Origin of the sequence: Kitasatospora sp. NPDC047058 (assembly GCF_040643935.1) — a bacterium.
Classification (GTDB): Bacteria; Actinomycetota; Actinomycetes; order Streptomycetales; family Streptomycetaceae; genus Kitasatospora.
Map to the genome: position 1 here is coordinate 1 of NZ_JBEYVJ010000475.1, position 4,691 is coordinate 4,691.

Annotated in this window: 4 protein-coding genes; 3 read left to right on the plus strand and 1 reads right to left on the minus strand. The window is 74.0% G+C overall.

What is annotated here, in order from left to right; all coding sequences use genetic code 11:
• On the minus strand, positions 1–1,159 hold a 1,159-nt coding region (locus ABZ885_RS35695; RefSeq protein WP_360198314.1), incomplete at its 3' end, for a DUF2079 domain-containing protein.
• A gap of 127 nt (positions 1,160–1,286) precedes the next feature.
• Here ABZ885_RS35695 and ABZ885_RS35700 point away from each other — a divergent pair.
• The 3 genes from ABZ885_RS35700 to ABZ885_RS35710 are packed head-to-tail and all read left to right on the plus strand — an operon-like array spanning position 1,287 to position 4,457.
• Entirely contained in the window at positions 1,287–1,967 is a 681-nt protein-coding gene (locus tag ABZ885_RS35700; RefSeq protein WP_360198317.1) for a response regulator transcription factor, read from the plus strand.
• Complete coding sequence (locus tag ABZ885_RS35705; protein ID WP_360198320.1) at positions 1,957–3,516, plus strand: HAMP domain-containing sensor histidine kinase; 1,560 nt, start codon at positions 1,957–1,959, stop codon at positions 3,514–3,516. The genes ABZ885_RS35700 and ABZ885_RS35705 overlap by 11 nt, the downstream gene beginning before the upstream one ends.
• Before the next feature lie 53 nt (positions 3,517–3,569).
• Entirely contained in the window at positions 3,570–4,457 is an 888-nt protein-coding gene (locus ABZ885_RS35710) for a DUF4190 domain-containing protein (RefSeq protein ID WP_360198323.1), read from the plus strand.
• The last annotated feature ends 234 nt before the right edge of the window (positions 4,458–4,691 follow it).

The window sequence follows — 4,691 nt, forward strand, 5'->3', positions numbered from 1 at the left end:
CGTTCGTCGTCGTCGGATCGCGTCGGCTGAACCGGCTGGAGGAGGTCATGAGCGCCTTCTCGGTGACCGTCCCGGTGAGCGCGAAGGCCAGCGCCGCCGCGGGCACACCCCGGGCCGCATACCGCAGCGCCCGCGCGGCACGGTCCCGCCTGGCGCGGTCCCGCCCGGCAGACCCGTCCGAGACGCGGTCCCGCCCGCCGGCCAGCCGGTGCAGACCGTCCGCCAGGGCCACGAAGAGGACCGGCATCAGCACCGCGTTGTAGTGGTACGCGGTGTCCCAGTACGTCGGGCTCGGCGTCCAGAACCGGCCCGCCAGCGGCAGCACCAGCAGCAGGCTCAGTGGCGAGCGCAGCGCCACGAAGAGGGTGGGCGCGAGCAAGGCGGCGACGGTGTGCCACTTGACCGCGGGCAGCAGCAGCCGGGTCACCGGATTGCCGTGCCAGGCGCCGTTCGCACCGTAGTCGTACGCCCCGCCGGGGTTCATGGCCGGCACCACCGCCAGCACCGCCAGCAGCGTCACCGCGACCGCCGCCAGCACCGTCGCCGCGCCCAGCCGGCGCCGGCCGCGCCACCAGACGTACAGGCCGATCCCCGCCACGACCAACCCCTGGTCCTCCTTCACCAGCAGCAGCGGCAGCGCCCAGCCGACCGCCGCCCGGTACCGGCCGCGGGCCAGCGCCGCCACCGCGCCCGCGGCCAACGGAACGGCCAGCGCCACCTCGTGGAAGTCGAACGAGCTCGCCCGCCAGAGCCCCCAGGACAGTCCGTACGCCGACCCGACGGCCAACCCGCGCATCCGCCCGAGGAGTTCCACGGCCAGCCCGGTGACCGGTACGCAGGAGAGTGCGAACAGCAGGGCCTGCGCCACCAGTAGCGTGGTGGCGCCGGGGAAAAGCCGGTAGAGCGGCGCCAGCACCGCCAGCAGCGGGCTGAAATGGTCGCCGAGCAGCGGGAATCCGCTCCCTTTCAGCGTGGCCACCGGGGCCGCCTGCAGTGCGGCGTAACCGCGTACCCCCTGCTCGAATATCCCGAGGTCGAAGCCGGTCGACTCCATCCGCCAGTGCCGGGGCACCGAGAGCAGCAGCGCGTACCCGCCGGCCGGCAGCACGGGAATCCAGGAAAGCAGGCGCGGGGAAATCCGGAGGCGTTCACTCGTCACCCGGTGGACGCTAGGAAATTCCCGCTGAAGGGATTCTGAACGAACCTGAGGATCCATTCAGGAAGGACGTTCCCGGCACATCGGTCAACTGCATTGCGAGCGATGGGAATTGACTTATCCTGAGGCAATGCGCCTTTTGATGGTCGAAGACGAGGAACGGCTCGCCCGGTCGCTGAGCCAGGGCCTGCGGGCGGAGGGCTACGCCGTCGACGTGGTCGGCGACGGCCTGCTCGGCCTCGAACAGGCCCGCGCCGGCGACTACGCCGCGATCGTGCTCGACCTGATGCTGCCCGGCCTCAACGGCTTCCGGGTCTGCGAGGAACTGCGCCGCGAGGCCAACCCCGTCCCGATCCTGATGCTCACCGCCAAGAACGGCGAGTACGACGAGGCCGAGGCGCTCGACTGCGGAGCGGACGACTTCCTCAGCAAGCCCTTCTCCTGCGTGGTCCTCACCGCCCGGCTGCGCGCCCTGCTGCGCCGCAGCGGCACGGCCCGCCCGCCCGTGCTGGCCCTCGCCGACCTGCGGATCGACCCGGCCGCCCGCCGCTGCACCGTCGGTGACGACGAACTGCGGCTTACCATCAAGGAGTTCGGCGTCCTCGAATGCCTGCTCCGGCGCCCCGACCAGGCGGTGCCGAAGACCGAGATCCTGGACGCCGTCTGGGACTCCGCGTTCCGCGGCGACGTCAACATCGTCGAGGTCTACATCGCGGCGCTGCGCCGCAAGCTGGACCGGGCCGGGGCGCACTGCCTGATCGAGACCGTCCGCGGCATCGGCTACCGGCTGGCGGCACCCGGTGCGCACTGACCCGTTCGTGCAGCCGTTCCGCCCGCGCCGGTCGTGGCGCCCCGGCGTCCGGTTGCGCGCGGCGCTGGCGGCCCTGCTCGCCTCGGCGGTGGCCTTCGGCTTCGCCGCGTACCGGGTCGGCCACACCGTGCAGGAAGAGCTGGAGCACACCGCCATCGCCCGCGCCGGGCTCACGGTGCAGAACGTCGCGCACAAGATCCCGGGCAGTCCCGACGAGCCCTTCGGGGACGGCGTCTACGCCGTGCTGGCCGAGGACGGGCGATGGCTGCGCTCCGGCGGCCTCTCCGCCGCATTCCATCGCGAGGCCCCGCGCCTGGGCCTGCTGCCGATCGACCCGGGCGCCAGGCGGAGCCGGATCGAGGGCGAGCTGGCGTCGCCGCACTGCTGCGAATCCGTCGACGAGCTCACGATCCGCCTCCCGTCCGGCATCGCTCCGAACCTGTCGTCGTGGCGGCTCAAAGGCCGGACGGTCCGCTATTACCGCACCCTCGCCGGCCCGTTCACCAGTGACCAACTCGCCGCCTACTCCGGCGTCACAGGCCTGCCGCCGCAGTGGCTCACCGTCGTCGCGCTGATCGACACGCAGGAGGCCGAGCTTACCGCCGCCACCGTCACCTGGGTCCTCGGCGCCCTTCTGGCCCCCGCCGCCTCGGTCTTCGTCGCGCTGACCGCCTGGCTGGTCACCGGCCTCGCGTTGCGCCCGGTCGAGTCGATCCGGCGCGGGATGGCCCGGATCGGCGCCGGTGCGTTCCACGAACGCGTCCCCGTGCCGCCCTCCCGGGACGCCGTCGCCCGGCTCGCCGTCACCACCAACACCACGCTCGACCGGCTGGAACGCGCGCTGGCCGAGCAACGCCGGCTGGTCGCCGACGCCTCGCACGAGCTGCGCAGCCCGCTGGCCGCGCTGCGCAGCACCCTGGAAATCCCGCTCGCACACCCGGCGCAGGCCGACTGGCCCGCGGTGGTGGCCGGTGCGCTGGCCGACACCGAACGCCTCCAGGACCTCGCCGACGACCTGCTGCTGTTGGCCCGCACCCAGGAGGCCGGCGCGGGCGGCGTGGCGGAGGGCGCCGTCGGGCTGCACGACCTGATCGCCGAACAGCTCGCCGAGCGCGGCCACACGGACCCCGGTCTCACCTTCCGCTTCGAGCCCTCGGAGGGCCCGGGGGAGCAGGCCGAGGCGGTGCCGGCCGAGGTGGTGGTGGCCGGCCGGGAGGTACTGGTCGGGCGGATGCTGCGAAACCTGCTGGACAACGCCGCCCGCCATGCCACGGCCACCGTCACCGTCCGGCTCGGCGTCGCCGGCGGCTGGGCCCGGCTGGAGGTGGACGACGACGGCCCCGGCATCCCCGCCGAGGACCGCGAGCGTGTCTTCGAGCGCTTCGTCCGGCTCGACACCGCGCGCAACCGTTCCACCGGCGGGGCCGGCCTCGGCCTCGCCCTGGTCCGCACCATCGCCATGTCGCTCGGCGGCACCGCGACCGCCGAGGCCCCGCCGGACGGGCACGGCGCCCACCTGGTGGTCCGCCTGCCGGCGGCCGTCGGCTGACGTCGGCCGCCGGGCGGAGCCGCCGGGCCGAACACTGGATGATGCGTGGTCACATGATCAGCTATATTCGCCGCGCGGCCCGAGGGGGAGCGGCCGCGTCCGCCGACTTCCCCGGGAACCTGGTCACCGTGTCGCAGCCGATCGACGATCCGTCCGCCGCCGTTCCCGCGTCGCCGCCGCCGAAGGCCGCGGACCCCTTCGCGCCGCCGCCGCCGGCCGGGCAGGCGCCTTACGGACCCGGCGCCCACGGTTGGCCGCCGGGTGCGGCCGGGCGTCCGGCGGCGAAGCCGATGAGCAGGCTCGCCGTCACCTCGCTCACACTCGGCGTCCTCGGGTTCGTCCCGCCGCTGTCGGTGCTGTCGATGGGGTTCTCCATCGGCGCCTTCAGCCGGATCTCACGCCGCGGCCAGCGCGGCTTCGGGCTCGCCGCCGCGGGTCTGGTCCTCTCCTGGTTCTGGCTGGTCAACGCCGTCGTGGTCGTGGTGATCCTCGCCTTCCTCCTCCAGGACCTCTCCGCCGGCCCGGAACGCGGCCCGGACGGACGCCCGAAGTACGCCGGGAAGGCCGGCCCCTGGTACCTCAAGGAAGGCGACTGCGCCGCCGACTACGCGGGCACGTGGAACGACGACGCGCTGAGCGACTACCAGGTCGTCCCGTGCGACCAGCCGCACCGGTACGAGGTGTTCGCGGTGGTCCGCATCCCCGGCGGCCGCTCCTACCCCGGCGACGCCACCGTCGGCGACGCGGCGAACCGCCTCTGCACGGCTCGGCAGAGCGCCACCGAGCGGCCGCCCGGCGCCATGGTCGGCACGACCTACCCGTCGGTCGGCACCTGGTGGCTGAACGGGGACCACGAAGCCCTCTGCTACTACAGCGCGGCCATCCCCTGGACCGGCCCCGCCAAGCCGGCCACCCCGACCGGCAGCCCGACGACGGTCTGACCGCCACGCCCGGCGGGGAGCCGGGGAGGGGCCACCGGCCACCGGGTGGGGTCGGATGCGCTCCGGCGTCGGCGGGCGTGCCCTGCGGCCTCAGCCGGCAGGGGCGAGGAGAGCGGTCAGGCCGGACGTCCCCAGCCGGGTGCCCCCTGGACGAAGTCGTTCACGGCGAGCGCCGCGACGCGGTCGGTCTCGAGGGCGACCGACCGGAAGCCGGTCTCCACCAGCCGGGCGAAC

What these genes read in the sequence shown, in the direction of transcription:
- ABZ885_RS35700 (WP_360198317.1), top strand. Translation starts at nt 1,287, where the DNA reads ATGCGCCTTTTGATGGTCGAAGACGAGGAACGGCTCGCCCGGTCGCTG.
- ABZ885_RS35710 (WP_360198323.1), top strand. Translation starts at nt 3,570, where the DNA reads ATGATCAGCTATATTCGCCGCGCGGCCCGAGGGGGAGCGGCCGCGTCC.